This window comes from Actinophytocola sp., assembly GCF_036555685.1.
Lineage (GTDB): Bacteria > Actinomycetota > Actinomycetes > Mycobacteriales > Pseudonocardiaceae > Actinophytocola.
On the sequence record NZ_DATBKY010000237.1, the window covers coordinates 99775 to 116386 of the forward strand.

General features: G+C 71.6%; 17 protein-coding genes. 4 read left to right on the forward strand and 13 right to left on the reverse strand.

What is annotated here, in order from left to right; translation table 11 throughout:
* The 6 genes from VH969_RS23700 to VH969_RS23725 all read right to left on the reverse strand — a co-directional run bounded on the left by VH969_RS23700 (window position 1) and on the right by VH969_RS23725 (window position 5537).
* The gene (locus VH969_RS23700; protein ID WP_331977853.1) at window positions 1–372 is read right to left on the reverse strand and encodes a succinate dehydrogenase/fumarate reductase transmembrane subunit; all 372 of its coding nucleotides are present in this window, start codon (window positions 370–372) and stop codon (window positions 1–3) included.
* Entirely contained in the window at window positions 369–1094 is a 726-nt protein-coding gene (locus tag VH969_RS23705; protein WP_331977855.1) for a succinate dehydrogenase/fumarate reductase iron-sulfur subunit, read from the reverse strand. The genes VH969_RS23700 and VH969_RS23705 overlap by 4 nt, the downstream gene beginning before the upstream one ends.
* Complete coding sequence (locus VH969_RS23710; RefSeq protein WP_331977857.1) at window positions 1091–2272, reverse strand: FAD-dependent oxidoreductase; 1182 nt, start codon at window positions 2270–2272, stop codon at window positions 1091–1093. The genes VH969_RS23705 and VH969_RS23710 overlap by 4 nt, the downstream gene beginning before the upstream one ends.
* Before the next feature lie 132 nt (window positions 2273–2404).
* Window positions 2405–3250, reverse strand: a complete 846-nt coding sequence (locus tag VH969_RS23715; RefSeq protein ID WP_331977859.1) for an alpha/beta fold hydrolase — start codon at window positions 3248–3250, stop codon at window positions 2405–2407.
* Complete coding sequence (locus VH969_RS23720; protein ID WP_331977861.1) at window positions 3247–4095, reverse strand: alpha/beta fold hydrolase; 849 nt, start codon at window positions 4093–4095, stop codon at window positions 3247–3249. The genes VH969_RS23715 and VH969_RS23720 overlap by 4 nt, the downstream gene beginning before the upstream one ends.
* Entirely contained in the window at window positions 4092–5537 is a 1446-nt protein-coding gene (locus VH969_RS23725) for a serine hydrolase domain-containing protein (protein WP_331977863.1), read from the reverse strand. The genes VH969_RS23720 and VH969_RS23725 overlap by 4 nt, the downstream gene beginning before the upstream one ends.
* 146 nt (window positions 5538–5683) lie before the next feature.
* Between VH969_RS23725 and VH969_RS23730 the strand changes: the two genes are divergently transcribed.
* Entirely contained in the window at window positions 5684–7039 is a 1356-nt protein-coding gene (locus tag VH969_RS23730; RefSeq protein WP_331977865.1) for a wax ester/triacylglycerol synthase domain-containing protein, read from the forward strand.
* Between the two features lie 9 nt (window positions 7040–7048).
* Here VH969_RS23730 and VH969_RS23735 read toward each other — a convergent pair whose 3' ends face one another.
* From VH969_RS23735 to VH969_RS23745, 3 genes are all read right to left on the reverse strand, one after another.
* Entirely contained in the window at window positions 7049–8512 is a 1464-nt protein-coding gene (locus VH969_RS23735) for a glycosyltransferase (protein WP_331977867.1), read from the reverse strand.
* A gap of 9 nt (window positions 8513–8521) precedes the next feature.
* Window positions 8522–8800, reverse strand: coding sequence for a 2TM domain-containing protein (locus VH969_RS23740; protein ID WP_331977869.1), 279 nt, complete (start codon window positions 8798–8800; stop codon window positions 8522–8524).
* A 106-nt stretch (window positions 8801–8906) separates the two neighbouring features.
* A complete protein-coding gene (locus VH969_RS23745; RefSeq protein WP_331977871.1) occupies window positions 8907–10301 on the reverse strand; it encodes an MFS transporter in 1395 nt (464 codons plus the stop codon).
* 134 nt (window positions 10302–10435) lie between these two features.
* On the opposite strand from VH969_RS23745, the gene VH969_RS23750 reads away from it, so the two are divergent.
* The 3 genes from VH969_RS23750 (at window position 10436) to VH969_RS23760 (ending at window position 14170) form a co-directional block, all read left to right on the forward strand.
* On the forward strand, window positions 10436–11026 hold the full coding sequence (locus VH969_RS23750) for a GNAT family N-acetyltransferase (RefSeq protein ID WP_331977873.1): 591 nt from the start codon (window positions 10436–10438) through the stop codon (window positions 11024–11026).
* Between the two features lie 88 nt (window positions 11027–11114).
* On the forward strand, window positions 11115–13421 hold the full coding sequence (locus tag VH969_RS23755) for a heavy metal translocating P-type ATPase (RefSeq protein WP_414638606.1): 2307 nt from the start codon (window positions 11115–11117) through the stop codon (window positions 13419–13421).
* 107 nt (window positions 13422–13528) lie between these two features.
* The gene (locus VH969_RS23760; protein ID WP_331977875.1) at window positions 13529–14170 is read left to right on the forward strand and encodes a hypothetical protein; all 642 of its coding nucleotides are present in this window, start codon (window positions 13529–13531) and stop codon (window positions 14168–14170) included.
* Here VH969_RS23760 and VH969_RS23765 read toward each other — a convergent pair.
* From VH969_RS23765 to VH969_RS23780, 4 genes are all read right to left on the reverse strand, one after another.
* Window positions 14139–14831 carry a hypothetical protein gene (locus VH969_RS23765; RefSeq protein ID WP_331977877.1) on the reverse strand — a complete coding sequence of 231 codons (693 nt, stop codon included), beginning with the start codon at window positions 14829–14831 and terminating at the stop codon, window positions 14139–14141. The two genes, VH969_RS23760 and VH969_RS23765, sit on opposite strands and share 32 nt — an antisense overlap.
* A 147-nt stretch (window positions 14832–14978) precedes the next feature.
* Window positions 14979–15203, reverse strand: coding sequence for a DUF7455 domain-containing protein (locus VH969_RS34640; protein ID WP_422653112.1), 225 nt, complete (start codon window positions 15201–15203; stop codon window positions 14979–14981).
* Window positions 15204–15243: 40 nt separating this feature from the next.
* A complete protein-coding gene (locus tag VH969_RS23775) occupies window positions 15244–16017 on the reverse strand; it encodes a CBS domain-containing protein (protein ID WP_331977881.1) in 774 nt (257 codons plus the stop codon).
* A gap of 120 nt (window positions 16018–16137) precedes the next feature.
* Window positions 16138–16612, reverse strand: a 475-nt coding sequence (locus VH969_RS23780; protein WP_331977883.1) for a chemotaxis protein CheB, incomplete at its 5' end; no start/stop codon positions are given.

Sequence of the window (16612 nt, forward strand, 5' to 3'; positions counted from 1 at the left end):
TCAGTTGAATAGCAGAACGATCGCGACGAGACCGACGGCGACTCCGACCACAGCCAGCGCCACCATGAGCGATCTGCGGGCGCCGATCAGTAAGCCGGAGCCCTGCAGAGCGACGCGCACCCCGTGTGCCGCGTGCACGAGCAGCCCGGCGACGAGCACGGCGTCGAGGGCGAGAAACGCGGGGTGCCCGGCGATCGCGACGAACCGGTCCCAGGTACCGGGACCGCGAGTGAGCAGGCTCAGCACGGCCAGGTGCGCGTACAGATAGCAGGTGAGGCCGATGCCGGCGACGCGGCCGGCGACCAGGGTCCACATGCCGGAGTGCCGGCCACGTGGGTCGAGCCAGCCGCGGACGCCCCGGCGGCCGGTCATGACCGCCGCCCATTGCGAGCGCGGTGAACATGGAGGGCGAGGTGCCGCCGCAGCAGATCACGGCGCAGCCGCATGATCGCGCCGGCCGGGTCGACGCCGGCCGGGCAGACCTGCGAGCACTCCAGCGCCAGGTGGCAGCGCCAAGCGCCCTGTTCGCGGTCTGCGCGTTCGAGGACGGCCGCCGCGTCGTGCCCCCGCGGCTCTCGCAGCACCCGCTCGGTCGCGGCGAGGACCGCGGGACCGGCGTAGCGCCCGTCGGTGGCGGTAACCGGGCAGGCCGAGGTGCAGAGCGAGCATTCGATGCAGTCCTCGAGCCGGTGTCCGTCGTGGTTGTGTTCGTCCCCGCGCAGCAGCGGCCGGCCGACGGCGTCGAGGGACTCGTAGAACGGGCGCATGTCCACCACGAGGTCACTGCGGACCTCCGCCCCCGCGAGCGGTTCGATCAGTACCTGGTCGCCAGGAGCGCCGGCGGGGGTCACGCAGGCGAGCCGCTCCCGCCGGTTGACGCGCATGCCGCACGTGCCGCACGAGGCGTGGAGGCAGGAGTGCCGGAACGTCAGCTCCGCATCCTGGTGCGACCGGATGGACATCAGTATGTCCAACACGGTCATGCCCGGCCGGTATGGCACGTCGAAGTCGTCGTAGTGCGGGTCCGTGTCCCCGGCGCGCCGGCGGTACACGGTGACGCGGATCGCGGCTTCGCCGTCGGTGGTCTCGTTCATGCCCCTACCTCCGCCGATGTGTAGTACGCGGTGTGCGGCAGCAGCACAGCGTCCCTGGTGCGGCAGGGCGTCGTCACGCCGAGCTTGGCGCACGCGATGTCGGCCGTCGCCTCGGCCATCGAACGAAGCGTCGTCGCCTTGCCGCCGGTGATGGTGATCAGGTTGTCGGCGCCGCCGTCGGCGGCGTGGTCGAAGCAGCGGAAGGTGCGGCTCAGCGTGCGGCCCGAAGCGTCGCTCCCGGTGGCGCCGATCAGCGGGCGTACCGCCGCCCACGCGGCCCGCATGGATGCCGCGCCCACTGCGGGCACCAGTCGCATCCCTTCGCGCAGAATTGCACGCACGTGCTCGCTCGACACTCGCACCTCGTCGGGGTCGTCGACGGTCCACGAGCTGGTGCCCACCACGGACAGTCCGCGCTGGGGCAGCACGATGTCGCCGTCGCCGGGCTTGTGAAGCCGGTTGACGACATGGGTGCACCACCGTCCGGTGACCGCGACGAGCACGCCCGGCGACGGGCGGATCGGCACCTCGGCCCCGGCCATCGCGGCCACCCGGCCGCTCCACGGCCCCGCGGCGTTGATGACGAGGTCCGCGGGTACCGCCACGTTCCGCCCGGCCATGTGGTCGCGCGCGACGACGGCGGTGATCGACCGTCCGTTCGAGACGAATGTGACCGCCTCGGTGAACGGCCGCAGCACGGCGCCGCCACGCTGCGCAGTGGCGAAGAACCGCAGCGGCAGGCGCATGGCGTCCATGGTCGCGTCGGGCACCTGGACCGCGAGGCGGACATCGGGTGACAGCCCGGGCTCGGCGTCGAGCGCCGCCGAGCGGGAGAGCAGCCGGGTGGGGATGCCGGATTCGGCGCAGGCGTCGACGAACTCGTCGCGCTGGTCTGCGTCGTCGTCGGTGACCGCGACGAACAAGCCGCCGCCGTTCTCGAACGAGCCGGGGGCGATGCGCCGCAGGATCCGGTTCTCCTGAACACATTCGACCGCCGACTGCCGATCCGTCATCGCGTAGCGCCCGCCGCTGTGCAGCAACCCGTGATGGCGTCCGGTGGTGCCCGAGGTCAGCTCGCCTCGCTCCAGTACCGTCACGGCCAGGCCGCGCAGCGTCAGGTCGTGCGCGAGCGCGGCACCCGTGCCACCACCTCCGATGACCACAACCCTCTGTCGCACAACCGACCTCGCGTTCCTGACGGTCCATCCGATACCCCGAAGGTAGGAATGCGACAGGTGCCACGGACAGGGACGGAGGTCCCGCCGACCCGGTCCCTTGGGCCCCCGGTCGGCCGCCGGTCCGATGACGACTCATGCCGGCGCGGCGAGGAACTCGCCGACCGCGGCCCAGAACGGCGGTGCCTGCTCGATGAACGGGTAGTGACCACTTCGTTCGAAGAAGATCAGCTCGCTGCGGCGGATGGCGGCGGCGAGCTCGGCCGAGCAGGACGGCGGGAACTGCGGGTCGTGCCGGCCGCACATCAGCAGCACGGGAAGGTCGAGCTCGCCCAGGCGCGTGGTGTAGTCGAGCTTGCGGGCCATGCGGTGCCAGTCGGCCCGGCCGGCGGCCGGGCGCAGCCAGTCGGTGAAGGTGACCGGTGCCGGGTCGGCGCGCTGCTGGTCCACATAGGATTCGCGGGTTACGAAGTTGATCAGGATTCGTTCGCTGCCAAGCCTGCGCAGGAGCATGTGTACGCTGCCCAGCAGGGCCATGCGCACAAAGCGGGGATGCGTGCGGTTCCACAGCGCGCCGGGCGCCTCGCGGTAGGCGCGACCACCGCTGCCGGTGCCGACGAGAACCATCCGCCGGACCCGTCCCGGCCGCTCCAGGGCATACGAGAGAAGAGCCAGCCCACCCATGCTGTGGCCCATCGCATCGACCGGACCCGCCACACCGGTCGCGCGCAGCGCCTCGTCGGTACAGTCGTGCATCTCCGCCATGCCCAACCGTGCCGGCCTCCGCGAGGCACCCGAGCCTGGCGGGTCGAACGTGACGACGGTCCTGCCCAACCCGGCAAGCCCGTCGATCAGCGCGTTCGCCGCCGGCAGCCCGGGACGCTGGAACCGGTGCGGGCCCGGCATCAGGAACATGGGCTCCCCGTGTCCCAGCCGGTACACGGCCAGACCGTCCCGGACGACCGGGTCGCCCGGTGTCACGACCTGACCGCCGCGACGAAGTCGCCGACCGCGCGCAGCGTCTCGGCCGTCTGCTCCGCGTGCGGGCTGTGCCCGGCGCGGTCGATGAGCCGCAGGCGCGAATGCGGGATGCCCGCCGCCAACTCGTACTGGCACTCGGGCGGGAACACGAAGTCGTCACGGCCGGCGACTACGAGCGTCGTTGCCGTGATCTCGGGGAGACGGTCCACCACCGACCAGCCGTCGAGGAGGTGGTGGCCCGCGAAGATCAGCGCGTCCGGTCGCATCTTCGTGCGCCAGCCGCCGTGCGCCAGCTCGCGCGCGATCGTCCTCACGCCAGGGCCGCTGTAGTACGCGGGGCCGAGCCGCAGCAGGATACGGAACCACTCCCGCGGCAGGATCTCACCGGCGAACCAGCGTCGGGCGAGCTCGACCTTGTCGGCGCCGTAGCCGCGTGCGGCGAGCACCTCCGGTGCGTTCTGCCGCGACCAGCGGCTGTCGGCGCCCGTGTCGAGCAGCACAAGGCGCGACAGGCTGTCGGGGTAGCGCAGCGCGTACTCGAGCGCGACGTGCCCGCCGAACGAATGGCCGAGCACGGCCCACCGCCGATAGCCCAGCCGCTCGCGCAGCGCCTCGGCGTCCGCCGTCAGGTTGTCCCACGTCATCGACGAGACCGGCGCGCCGGTGGACCGTCCGTTGCCGCGGTGGTCGTAGAAGACCAGCGTGAACCGGTCGGCACAGTGCCGGAACTGGTGCAGCGTCCAGAGATCCGCCCCCGGACCGCCGTGCATCAGCAGCAGCGGATCGCCGTCGCCGACCACATCGACGTTGAGCGACACGTCCCGTATCGCGATTCGCTTCGTCATTCCGCATCACCTCCGTGGCGCCGCTTGTCGAACGACATCGGCGCGACGTCCAGATGGAAGCCGGTCACGCCGGTTCCGGGCGACCGGCCGAACACCACCCGCGTCGTGCCGAGGTCGAAGCCGGACAGATCGGCCCGGAACACGTACGGGTCGGCGGCGTCGTCGGGGTGGAGCGTCAAGCCGCGGGACAGGGCTGGCACCGGGGTGCGCACGCGGAGCACGAGCCGGCCGCGCCGGACGCGTACGTCCGCGCCCGCGACGAACCACTTCTGCACGTCGCGCACGGACCCGCGGAACGAGTATCGACCGCAGAGCTCGGCCCAGATCTCCGGATGCTGCGGTATGTCCGCGCGCAGCACCGGTTCCGGCACGCCGAGCAGGTCGTGAACGAGTCCGGACACCTCGCGGCCGAGCCACGCCATGCCACCGCGCGTGCCGTTGGTGAACGCCACGACCCCGACGCCGTCGCCGGGGGCCACGGACAGCTCGGACCAGAAGCCGGGCAGCAACCCGTTGTGCTCGACGACGAGGTGTCCACCGGCGTCCTGGCGGAAGAAGGCGAGCCCCATGCCGGGCAGGCGGGGATCGGGCCGGTAGTGGGGCGCGTACATGCCGGCGAGCGTCTCAGTGCGGAGGAGCCCGCCACCGCCGCCGAGCAGGGCCGCCACGTACCGCGCCATGTCCCGGGTCGTCGACTGGACGGCGCCGGCCCCGATCGTCACGAGTTCGCGATCGGCGACCGGCCGCGGGCCGCCTGCGCGCAGGGTGTACCCGGTGGCGAGAGCCGCGGTGCCGCGCGAGGAACCGTTGAGGTCGGTGTGCGCCATGCCGAGCGGCGCGAACACGTGGTCGCGAAGGTGATCGGCGAGCGGCCGCGCCGTGACGTCCTCGACGATCTGGCCCAGCGTGGCGAACCCGTGGTTGCTGTACACGTGCCTGCTGCCGGGCTCCGCCACCAGGCGCAGGCCGCCGCGGTAGAACTCCGCCAGGGTCGGCACCCGGTGCCCGAAGGGCACCGTCTCACCGAGCACGGGGAGTAAGGCGCGAGCGGGATACACGAGCTCGGGCAGCCCGCCGGTGTGGGTGAGCAGCTGCCGCACGGTCGGCGGCCGGTGCGTTGCCTTCGCCGGCACCAGCCTGTAGGCGCGCAGGTAGTCGCCTGCGGGCGCGTCGAGGTCGACGAGCCCTCGTTCACCGAGCTGCAGCACCGCGACCGCGGTGAACGTCTTGGTGAGGGAACCGATCCGGAACGCAGTGTCCACAGTGACCGGCGTGCGGGACGCGAGGTCCGCGTACCCGTGTCCGTGGAAGAACTCCAGCCGCCCGTCGCGGACCACGCCGATCGCCAGGCCGACCGCCGGGTGACGGTTGAGGATCCCGGCAGTCCGGGCACGTAACGCGGTCACGTCGATCGCCGGGGACTCGTGCGGTGGCGCGCTCATGATGTTTCCTTCCGGCGGTACCGGCACATCCGGCCGCCACCGTCATGCTGTCCACGCGGGACACCCGGTGCCGGAGTCGGTAGGCCCGCGTCGAGAAGGTCCTTCGCCTCTCACCCGGCCGCCACTGCGGTGCCGACGCTGGGTGTGTGGAGCGGCTGAGTGCGCAGGACCGGCTCATGCTGTGGCCGGACGAGTTCTGGCCACAGGACATCGGCGCGCTCGCCGTTCTCGACGGGAGCGGCCTGCTCGAGCCGGACGGCCGGTTCCGCATCGACGCGGTGCGGCGGGCGGTCGGGGCCCGGCTGCACCTCGTGCCCCGGTTCCGGCAGCTGCTGCACGTGCCGCGGCCCTGGCTCGGTGGTCCGCTGTGGGTGGACGCGCCGCGGTTCGACATCGCCGATCACGTGCTCGTGACGCAGGTACCGGCGACCGGGGACGAGGCCGCCCTGCTGCGGGTCACCGAGCAGCTGCGCCGTCGCAGGCTGGATCGGTCGCGGCCGCTGTGGGAGATGTGGTTCCTGACCGGGCTGCCGGGGCGGCGGGTCGGCCTGTTCGTCCGGATGCACCACGCGATCGCCGACGGCATCGCCGGCATCGCCAGCATCGCCGCGTTTCTCGACGCCGCTCCCGGCTCGTCCGTCGGCCCGGCTCCGTCATGGATGCCGGTCCCGCCGCCATCCGGTCGCGCGCTGTTCGCCGACGCCCTCCGGGAGAGAGCCGGCCGGCTCGCGCACGCGCTCGCCGCGCTCCGCCGTCCGGTCGGCACGATCCGGCGGATGCGCGCCGCGTGGTCGCAGCTACCCCGGTTGCTCGCCGCGCCGCCGACACCGCACACCGGCCTGGACCGGGTCACCGGACCCGACCGCACGTTCGCCGTGCTCCGCGCGGAACTGGACGGTGCTCGGCGGATCGCGCACGAGCATGGCGCCACGATCAACGACGTCCTGCTGGCCGTCACCGCCGCGGGTCTGTGCGGGCTGCTGCGCGACCGGGCCGCACGGGTCGAGAACCTGATGCTGCCGGTCTATGTGCCGGTGACGCTGCGGCGCGCGGACGACCGCGAGCACGCGCGCGGAAACCTGATCGGGCAGATGGTCGTGCCGCTACCGGTCGGCGTGTCCGGCCCCGGCCGACGGCTTGAACTGATCACCGCGGCGACCACGGCCGAGAAGACGCGGAGCCATCCCGACCTCGGCAAGATGCTGCGCAGCCGCCTCGCGCGGCGGGCGCTGCGCAGGTTCCTGGACAGCCACCCGGTCAACGTGACGACCGCAGACCTGCCCGGCCCGCCCGTGCCGATGTATCTCGCCGGGGCGCGGGTGCTCGAGGTGTTCCCGATCCTCCCGCTGGTCGCCGACGTGACCCTAGGTGTCGGCGCCCTGTCCTACGCCGGACAGCTCGCCATCACCGTGGTCGCCGACCGCGACACGATCCCGGACCTCGACGCCTTCGTCACTGGCGCGGGGGAAGAGCTGCGAGCGCTCACAGCCGTCACGGTGTGATCGTGGCCGCTATGCGTACCCGGACGGCTCCGACACCTCCGCCGGCCGGCCCTCGCCGACCACGAGGCGTTCGAACAGCGCGATGTACTGCAGCAACGACCGGGTGCCCAGGAAGTTGTCCCGCACGCGCCCGCGAGCGTTACGGCCCATCTCCCGCGCCAGTTCGGCGTTGGAGACCAGGTCGACGACCGCGTGCCCGTACGCGGCCAGGTCCCGCGGCGGTACCAGAATCCCGGACCGGGGATTCTCCACCTGGTCCTGGATCCCGCCGATGCGGCTCGCCACGACCGGCCGCGCCTTCCACATCGCCTCGGCCACCGTGAGGCCGAAGCCCTCGGCGATCGACTTCTGCACCACCACGTTCGCGCGGCGCTGCAACGCGTTGACGATCGCGGCGTTCTCCTCGACGTCGGACATCGGAACGGTCACGAGGTGGACGCGCTCCCGGGCCGCGCGGGGAAGCGACGCGAAGCGTGCCCGCGCCTCCTCGAGTACCTCCTTGCCCTCGGGGTCATCGGCGATCGCGTCGACCGAGGGGCCGGCGTAGACGAGGTGGGCGTTCGAGCGTGGGAGGACGTGCTGGACGAACCCGTCGATCACGCCGATCGGATCCTTGAGCCGGTCCCAGCGTGATACCTGCAGCACCACCACGTCATCCGGCCGCAGTCGCCGGCCCTCGTCCGCCTCCACGCGCCGCTCGACACGTCCTGGCGATGTGTCCATGCGGACGAACGACGCGTCATCGGCTGATGCCTCCTCCTGAAGACCCGCGGCCGCGAGAATGCCGGCGACCTGGCCGTCGGACAGCGCCTGGTTCTTGGGCGAGAAGGCGTCGATCGACGGTGCGATCAGTACGGTCTTGCCGGGCTCGAGGTCGTCCCAGACGTACTGCCGTCGCGAGAAGACGTAGGCGTCGGCGGCCTGGACGTAGCGGCGCAGAAACCCCCATGCGCGGTGGGTGATCGAGTTGGGCGTGTCGATGCCCACGTGGCATCGCCACACGACCGGCACACCCAGGCGCTTGAGCACGGGGATCATGCCGGCGGTCTGCGGGTCGTGGAGCAGCACGACATCACCCGGGACGATCCTTTCTGCGAGCTCCTCACCGGCGCCGTGCGCGATCGACTCGTACACCTCGCGCGCCTCGTCGTCGAGGGGCAGGCCGTCGCCGGTGGCGTCGTGCAGGTTGTTGTGGATGCGTTTGGTCACCGTGAAGAACGGCTCGTTGCCCTCGACGACCTCCCACCGCTGGTCGATGCCGGCGCCTCGCCCGTACGCGAGCAGGGACACGAGCATCTCGGCCACGCCGCCACCCCGTGCCGTCGAGCTCACGTGCCACATGGCGTGGCCGTCCAGAAGCTCGCGGCCCCGGGCGAAGCGCTCCAGCAGCCGGCGATAGGCGACACCGCCGATCACCGACTCGAACCGCTCGAGTGGCAGCGCGGCGATGGGCACCGAGGTCAGCAACGGCACGGATCAACGTTAGCCGGACTCACCCCGCATGCGCTCGAGTTCCTCGTTCACGTCGGCGTCGGTGATCGGCCTGCTGAAGAACGCGTTCCACGCGTGGAGCACGATGCCGACACCCCAGAAGAGGATCGGGATGATCGGCCAGAAGAAGCCGTCCGGCCCGGTCATCGTCCAGACCAGAACAAAGCCCGTGTTGACCACGAGGTAGACGATGAAGTGCGGGATGAACCCGCGCCGCTCCTCGAGCCGTTTGCGTGCTGCTGCGCGCGAATCGCTGGGCACGTTGGTCATGACATTCACCTCCTTGGCTCTGCCACTCTCACCGTCTGTCGTGGCGATCCGGCCGCGCAGGGAAGTTGGTCATCCGCGAGCGGGTCCAAGGGCACCCGCCGGAGCGTCAGCGCTTACGCCCGCGCAGCGCCGCGCGCAGGTCCGCGAGCAGTGGCACACCCGCCCGGTCGTCGATCTGGCGCAGCGTGAGCGCGCCCGCAGTCGCCATCGCGATGCCGACCGCGAGCAGGATCACCCGCGCCGTGGAGACGGAGAAGGCGACGTCACCGAGCCGCACCCAGTGTGACCCGCCGATGCCGACCAACACGCTGGAAACGAATATCGAAGCCAGGAGAACGACGCGGGCGCCGGTCTGCACGAACGCGAACACCCGGCCCCGCACCTCGTCGCCGACCTCACCGCCGAGCAGCGTCATCCCGCACAGCAGCGCCATCCCCGCACCCGCGCCGGCGGCGAAGCACACCGGGAGCGCCACCGCGAGGTGCGGGGCCGGCGCGAGCAGTGCGACCGAGTACCCGGTCAGCGCGATCGACACGCCGAACCACCGCCGCCGGGACAGGTCGTGCACCAGCACGGGCCCGCTGGCGATGCCCACCGCGAAGCCGGCGAACAGCGCGCCGAACAGCAGTTCGAAGGTCGCGTTCGCGCCGCCGAGCGAGCGGGCGTAGAACATCGCCGTGCCGATCACCGCGCCGGCGCCGCAGAACGCGACCAGGATGCCGACCGTGAGGCCGCGCACCAGACGCGTGTGCCCGACGTAGGACCAGCCGTCGAGCAGCGTCCGCAACGCGCCGGCGGACTGCGGGTGCCCGTTCCGGCCGCTGATCTCGCGGATGGCGTACCAGACCACGAGGGCGTTCGCGAGGAAGGTCGCAGCGTTGAAGTAGAGCGCTATGTCCGAGGCGTGGAGCCAGGAAGGGATCGCCGAGCCGAAGAGTACGACCAGCCCGTCCAGCCCGGCGATCAGCAGGCCACCGAGCACCGGTGTGATGCCGAACGACGTGGCCAGGCTGAGCTGGTTGGCCGTCTCCAGCCGGCCGGCGGGCACCAGGTTCGGCACCGCCGCCTCCTTCGCCGGTGACCACACCATGCCGACTGCCTCGATGAGGAAGGTGGCGAACGTCGCCCAGCCGACCACGACCGCGGGTGCCGCGACGAGCAGCCCGACGGTCGGAATGGACGCGAACAGCACGAACCGCGTCAGGTCGCACAGCACGAGCACCAGCCGCCGGTCGAACCGGTCGGCGACCACGCCCGCGACAGGGCCGAGCAGCAGCGCCGGCAGCAGCCGCACCGCCATCACGCCGCCGAAGGCCAGGCCCTTGGCGACCGTGCCGCTGACCTCGCTCGCGGCGAACGTCGACACCGCGAGCAGCCCCATCCAGTCACCCAGCGAGGAGATGCCGAGGACCAGCCACAGCCGCCGGAACGGCCGGATCGCCAGCACCTCCCGGATGCGGGCCAGCTCACCGGGCGCCTCGGCCGGCGCGGTAGGGGACACGCTCGCCTCCGCGAAGTTGTCTGCACTGTCTACTTGGTATGTCGGCCGAGAGGTGGAACCAAAGAGACCAAAGGCCGCGCCGGGTGGGACCTTCGGCCGCGGCGGATCGACCGGTCACCCGGCAGATTCGAGACGTGATCGGGCGACCGCCGCAGTACGAAGTGCCACCGGACGGCTATCCGGTGGCCTACGAGCGATGGTTGCGGCTGCGGGACCGGCGGCGAGTGTGGGTGCGGCCGATCCTGCCGTCCGACGCGCCTGACCTCGCCGAGGCGATACGCTGCGCCGACCCGGACACCCTGCGCCGGCGATTCCTCGGCTCCACGCCACGGCTCACCCCGACACTGCTGAGGTGGCTGACGACGGTCGACTACGTCCGCAGGTTCGCGCTCGTGGCGTTCGACCCGGGCACGGGGCGCGGGGTCGCGGTGGCGCGCTTCGAACCGCTCGACGACGGGGTAGCAGAGGTCGCGGTCGTCGTCGACCCGGCGTGGCGGCGGGCCGGCCTGGCCACCGCGTTGGTCGAGATGCTCGGCCGGGCCGCACTGGAGCGAGGTGTTCACTCCTTCGGCGCGTCCTACCTGGCCGAGAACCGCCCGATCAGCGCGATGCTCGACCACTCCGCCGGCGGCGTCACCCAGCTCATCTCCCACGGGGTCACGGAGGCCGCCGTGGACCTCGAAAAGCGACGGGCCGGCCGCCGCGAACGAGAACCGCAGCCGTGAACGGCGGCGGCGTGGCAGGGCCGAAGGGACCTGTGACCAGGGCAATGCTGCCCTGGTGACGGACTCCCGGCGCAGCGATGGTCTGGGTATGACCATGGGCGAGGTCCGGCGGCCGAAGCCGCCGGGCGGGACGGTCCTGCTGGTGCTCGTGACCGCGTTGCTCGCGGGAGGGGGCGTCGCGCTGTTTGCCGGGCCACTGCCCGCGAACGTCCTCTGGGCCGCCGCCGACGTGGTGACCCTGGTACCCGCCACCGGATGGGTGATCGCGGACCTGCGCGCCCGCCGGTACGGCGCGGACTTACTGGCATTGCTGGCCCTCGGTAGCACGCTCGCGGTCGGCGAGTTCCTGGCGGGCGCGATCGTCGCCGCGATGGTCGCCACGGGACGGGTGCTGGAGGCGGCCGCGCAGCGCCGCGCCGGGCGCGACCTCTCGGCACTGCTCGCACGCGCACCCAGCCGGGCACACGTGCGGCGCGGAGCCGATGTCGCCGTGACCCCCATCGGACAGGTCCGCCGCGGCGATCTGGTGGTCGTGCTCCCCGGCGAGGTCGTTCCCGTCGACGGCACCCTGGCCGGGGACGGTACGTTCGACGAGTCGGCGCTCACGGGCGAGGCCGTGCCGGTGACCAGGACGGCACCGGATCCGGTGCGCAGCGGTGTGGTCAACGCCGGCGCCGCGGTCGACCTGCGAGCCACCGCGACGGCCGCCGACAGCACCTACGCCGGCGTGGTCGAGCTCGCGCAGCAGGCGGCAGCCGGCAGCGCGCCGGTCGCGCGGCTGGCCGACCGGATCGCGGTCTGGTTCCTGCCCACCGCGCTCCTGATCGCGGCGCTCGCGTGGGCGTTCACCGGTGCGCCGGATCGGGCGGTGGCCGTCCTGGTCACCGCCACGCCGTGCCCGCTGCTGCTCGCGGTGCCGATCGCGGTCACCGGCGGCATGTCCCGCGCCTCGCGGTCGGGGGTTGTGGTCAAGGGCGGTGCGGCGCTCGAACTGCTCGGCCGGGTGAGCACCCTGGTCATGGACAAGACCGGCACGGTGACCGGCGGCACGCCCGAGGTCGTCGACATGGTCTGGGCACCGGGCACGGCCCGCGATCAGGTGCTGGCGGACGCGGCCGCGATTGAGCAGTACTCGCCACACGTGCTCGCCGGCGCCGTGCTGCGCGCCGCGGAACGTGCCGGCGTGACGCCGCCGCCGGCCGAGTCGGTGACCGAGGAGCCCGGTCAGGGCGCCACGGGCCGCATCGCCGGCCGGACCGTCCACGTGGGACGGCTGCCGCACGGTGCGGTGTTGCCGCGCTGGGCGCGTGGTGCTGCCCGCCGGGGCCGCCTCGACCTCGCAAGCATCATCTGGGTCTGCCGAGATACCGACCCGCTGGCGGCACTGTTCGTGCGCGACCGGATCCGCACCGACGCCGCACGCACCATGCGCAGGCTGCGCACCGCGGGCATCCAGCGAGTCGTACTGCTCACCGGAGATCACGTCGACAACGCCGTCGAGGTCGCCGGCATGCTTGGTGTCGACGAGGTCCACGCCGACACCACCCCGGCCGACAAGATCGATAGTGTGCGCACGGCACGGGCCGCCGCAACCACGGCGATGGTCGGCGACGGCATCAACGACGCACCCGCGCTGGCCGCCGCCGACGTGGGCATCGCTCTCGGCTCCCGCGGCTCGACGGCCGCCGCACAGGCCGCCGACGCGGTGATCCTCGACGACCGGATCGACCGGCTCGCCGACGCCGTCGAGATCGCCCGCCGCACCAGGCGGCTCGCCCTGCAGAGCGCGGTCGCCGGTACCGTCCTCTCACTGCTGGCCATGCTGGCGGCGGCGGCTGGCTGGCTGGTGCCGGTAGCGGGTGCACTGGTGCAGGAAGGCATCGACCTCGCGGTGATCCTCAACGCCCTGCGCGCGCTGGGTGGCCGGACCCAACGTTCGCACGCCGAAACAGCCGAACTCCTCCACCGCTTCGCCCGCGAGCACGAGGAACTCGGCCACGTCCGCGCCGCGGTCAGGGAAGCCGCGGACGCAGTGGCCAGGGGCACCGGCCCCTGTACCGACGCTATCGTCCGGCACGCGTACCAACTGCTCACCGACCAGCTGCTGCCCCACGAACACGCCGAGGAGGACACCCTCTACCCGGCCCTCGCCGAGATCCTCGGCGGCCCGGAAGGCACGTTCACCATGAGCCGCGGCCACGTCGAGATCGACCGGCTGGTCCGCCGCCTCGGCCGGCACCTCGCCGACTCGCACAACGTCCAACCGGACCAGCTCGACGACCTCCGCGCCACCCTCTACGGGCTCGACGCCGTCCTGACGCTGCACTTCGCCCAGGAAGAAGAGGCCTACTTCACCCTCGCCCCGCCCGAACCCGGCGCCGCGCCGCAGTCCTGACGGCACCGATGATGCGCAGGCGTTCATCGCTGACCCGGCCGACGGTCCCGTCACTTCCGGGACTTTGGCCGCTGTGCTCCCGCCCGCGGAAGGAAGACGGTGTGGATATGAGGAATCCAACGCAGTTGGCGGCCGGCCCCGTGACAGCGGCCGGCACGCCCGAGATGTTGCTCGACCACTACCTTCCGCACTACTCCGTGACACTCGCCGAGCACGCGATCGTCGATGCGGACGTCGCGACCACGTGGCGCGCACTGCGCGAGCTCGACCTGCTGCAGGTGCACACACCGTTGCTGGACGCGGCCTTCTTTGTGCGTGGCCTGCCGCAGAAGCTGGCGACGCTGTTCGGACGGGCCACCCCCACCGAGGTGCCCGCGCGGCTGACGCTGAGCGGTGACGGCGGCGGACTCGCCGGATGGCTGTCGCTGGGCCAGGTCCCGGAGCGAGAGATCGTCCTGGGCGCGGTCGGCAGGTTCTGGCAGCCGAACATCGAGTGGTACGACGTCACGACGATGACCCCGGACGAGTTCGCCGCGTTCGCCGAGCCGGGATGGGGCCGGATCGCGGCCGGGCTGTCGCTGCGGCCGTACGGCAAGGACCGGACGCTCGTCTCGTACGAGGCCCGCACCGCGATCAACGACCGCACCTCCGCACGCAGGTTCGCCTGGTACTGGCTCATCGTCAGCCCGTTCGTCGCCCACGTCATGCGAGCCGTCCTCACGACCCTGCGCGAAAACTGTTCGGCCTGAGCGCCGGCTGTGAACGCGACGCCGAGGACGCTGTGGAGTGGGTTCTCGGCTGCAGCGCGACGGCGTCCGCCGGTGCCGGATGTCCGGTGACCCCGTCTGCGGCGAGGTGTCCGACGAGTTCGCCCGCCTCGTCCGGCAACCTGGCCAGCATGGGTTCGCCGCCTTCCAGCAGGCGCTTGGTCGTGTACAGCGCCGCGGCGAGCTTGTCACGACGCTCGGCCAGGCGGGCGACCTCGCGGCGGGCGTTGCCGACGAGAGCGTCCGCTTGCTCGTGCGCCGCGCGGATCGCGTGCTCGGCCTCGGCACCGGCGGCGGCGCGCAGCTCGGCTACCTCCCGTACCGCCTCCGCGCGGCGCGCCGCCATCGCGAGCCGGCAGTCGGACTCGGCGCCCGCGCGAACAGCGGCAGCCTTCTCGTCGAGATCATGACGGCGCTGTTCGGCTTGCCGGGTCATCGCCTCGATCTGCTGGTGGGCGCCGCGCATGAGACCACGATGCTCGGACTCCATCTCCTTCTCCCGCGCCTCGAGCTCGGCGAGCAGCCTCTCGTGACGCGCTTGCAGCCGATCCGCCGCCTGGCAGGCAGCCGACCAACTCCCCTCGGCGGCGGCGTTCGCGCGGGCCGTGATCTCGTCGGCCTCCGTCATGGCGAGCTCGACCATCAATCGGAGCCGGTCGGTGAGGCCGTCCGGCTCGATCGGTGTCCATTGCGGTCAGGCGATGCCGCACCTGCGCGCGGTCGTAGCCGCGCCACACCAGCTCGAAGTCGGTGTGCAGGGGCACCAGCTCCTCGTAGCCGTCCGCAGCCGTCATGTGCTCAGCGTCCTCATCGGACGGTCGACGCCGGGGAGCGGCTCGATCACGACTGCGCGCGGGCGCAACGTGTCGTAGTAGCGACGCGCGTGCTGTTCGCAGAACGCCATGCCGCCGCCGCTGGTGAGGAGGACGAACACCCGCGCAGGCGTGGCACAGGCATCGCACCGCCGCACGTGGTGACTCGGTTCTGCGATGTCGCTGTCAGCTGATCCGAACATGATGCCTCCCGTTCACGCCGCGTTCGTCGAGCAGGCGGGGTCACCTGTTGACGGAGTCACCCGGGTTGCTCGTGGAGGTCCAGCTCCGCGTCGGCCGGTCGCGCCAGCGTTCGTGGGCGGCGTCCATTGCCTCGGGCAGCGGCAGGTGGGCGTGCGTGTCGTCGTGGCGGTAGGTCAGGGACGTGGCCACGTCGACGACCCCGTCGACATGGCGGGTCAGCTGCTCGGCGATCGGCAGCTGGCTGCGGTACTCGACCTGACCGTCGAGGATCACCTCGCCGTCGTTGACCGTGACCTTCACCGTGGCGGGGCTGACGGCCATACCTAGGCCCACCTCGAAGACGTTCTCGACGACATCCGCGCGGATGTCCTCGTCCGTACGCAGGAACACGGTCAGCAGGTCCCTGCGGCTGACGATCCCGACGAGCCTGCCGTCCGTGTCGACGACCGGCAGGCGCTTGATGTCATGCCGGCTCAGGACGCGTGCGGCCGCCGCCACGGTGTCATCAGGACCGATCGTGATCACGGGCCTCGTCATAAGCTGGCCGGCCGTCGTCGCCCGGGCACGGCGGGCGTCGCGCCTCCGGCTCGGCCAGGTCAGCAGCGAGCGGGTCCATTCGGTTTCGCGGTCTCCCTGCTTGATCAGCAGGTCGGCACGCGACACGATGCCGAGCACCCGGCCGGTGGTGTCGACCACGGGCATGGCGCTGACGCCACGACTCTCGAGCAGCCGGACGATCTCTTTGAACGGAGTGCTCTCGCGCAGCGTCGCGACGTCGTTGGTCATGACGTTCTTGATCTTCTGGTGGCTCATTTGTTCCTCCGCTCCAAACTTCCTGCACCGCCAAGGTATTACCGCGCGTGACGACCTCACCATGGACGCTGGACCCAGGCCGGCAGGGCCCTTGGTCCCCCGGAACCAGAGGGTGACCTGTTAGGACACGTCGAGGTCGCTGCCTGGTTCGCCGGCATCAGCGGCGCGGACCCATGCCACGAGACGTACGAGCAGCGCGGCTATTCCTCCCACCGGCACGACGTGATCGATGATCTCATCACGGTTGATCGTCGCGTACGGCATCGAGAACACCGCGGAGCTGCTCTTGTCACTGGCGATGACGGCTCCACCGAGGTGGTGGACCGCTGTCGCGCCCGTAGCGCCGTCGATTCCATAGCCGGAAAGCACCACCGCGATCGCGCGCGGCCCGGCGGCCACCGCCATGGTGGTAAGCAGCAGATCAGCGGACGGCCGATATGGCGGCCGGTCGCCGGAGACGATCAGCGCGAGCGCGCCGTTGTTCACGACGAGAGTGTGATATCCGGCCGGTGCCACGAAGACCCGGCCGGCGACCAGGCGGTCCCCGTCGCGGGCCGTCGTCACCGGCAGCACGGTCCGCTGCGCGAGGATGCGG

Coding starts and splice junctions, on each gene's coding strand:
- VH969_RS23700 (WP_331977853.1), bottom strand. CDS start 372: ATGACCGGCCGCCGGGGCGTCCGCGGCTGGCTCGACCCACGTGGCCGG.
- VH969_RS23760 (WP_331977875.1), top strand. CDS start 13,529: ATGAGGAATCCAACGCAGTTGGCGGCCGGCCCCGTGACAGCGGCCGGC.
- VH969_RS23765 (WP_331977877.1), bottom strand. CDS start 14,831: ATGGTCGAGCTCGCCATGACGGAGGCCGACGAGATCACGGCCCGCGCG.
- VH969_RS23725 (WP_331977863.1), bottom strand. CDS start 5,537: ATGAGCGCGCCACCGCACGAGTCCCCGGCGATCGACGTGACCGCGTTA.
- VH969_RS23720 (WP_331977861.1), bottom strand. CDS start 4,095: ATGACGAAGCGAATCGCGATACGGGACGTGTCGCTCAACGTCGATGTG.
- VH969_RS23705 (WP_331977855.1), bottom strand. CDS start 1,094: ATGAACGAGACCACCGACGGCGAAGCCGCGATCCGCGTCACCGTGTAC.
- VH969_RS23755 (WP_414638606.1), top strand. CDS start 11,115: ATGACCATGGGCGAGGTCCGGCGGCCGAAGCCGCCGGGCGGGACGGTC.
- VH969_RS23740 (WP_331977869.1), bottom strand. CDS start 8,800: ATGACCAACGTGCCCAGCGATTCGCGCGCAGCAGCACGCAAACGGCTC.
- VH969_RS34640 (WP_422653112.1), bottom strand. CDS start 15,203: ATGTTCGGATCAGCTGACAGCGACATCGCAGAACCGAGTCACCACGTG.
- VH969_RS23775 (WP_331977881.1), bottom strand. CDS start 16,017: ATGAGCCACCAGAAGATCAAGAACGTCATGACCAACGACGTCGCGACG.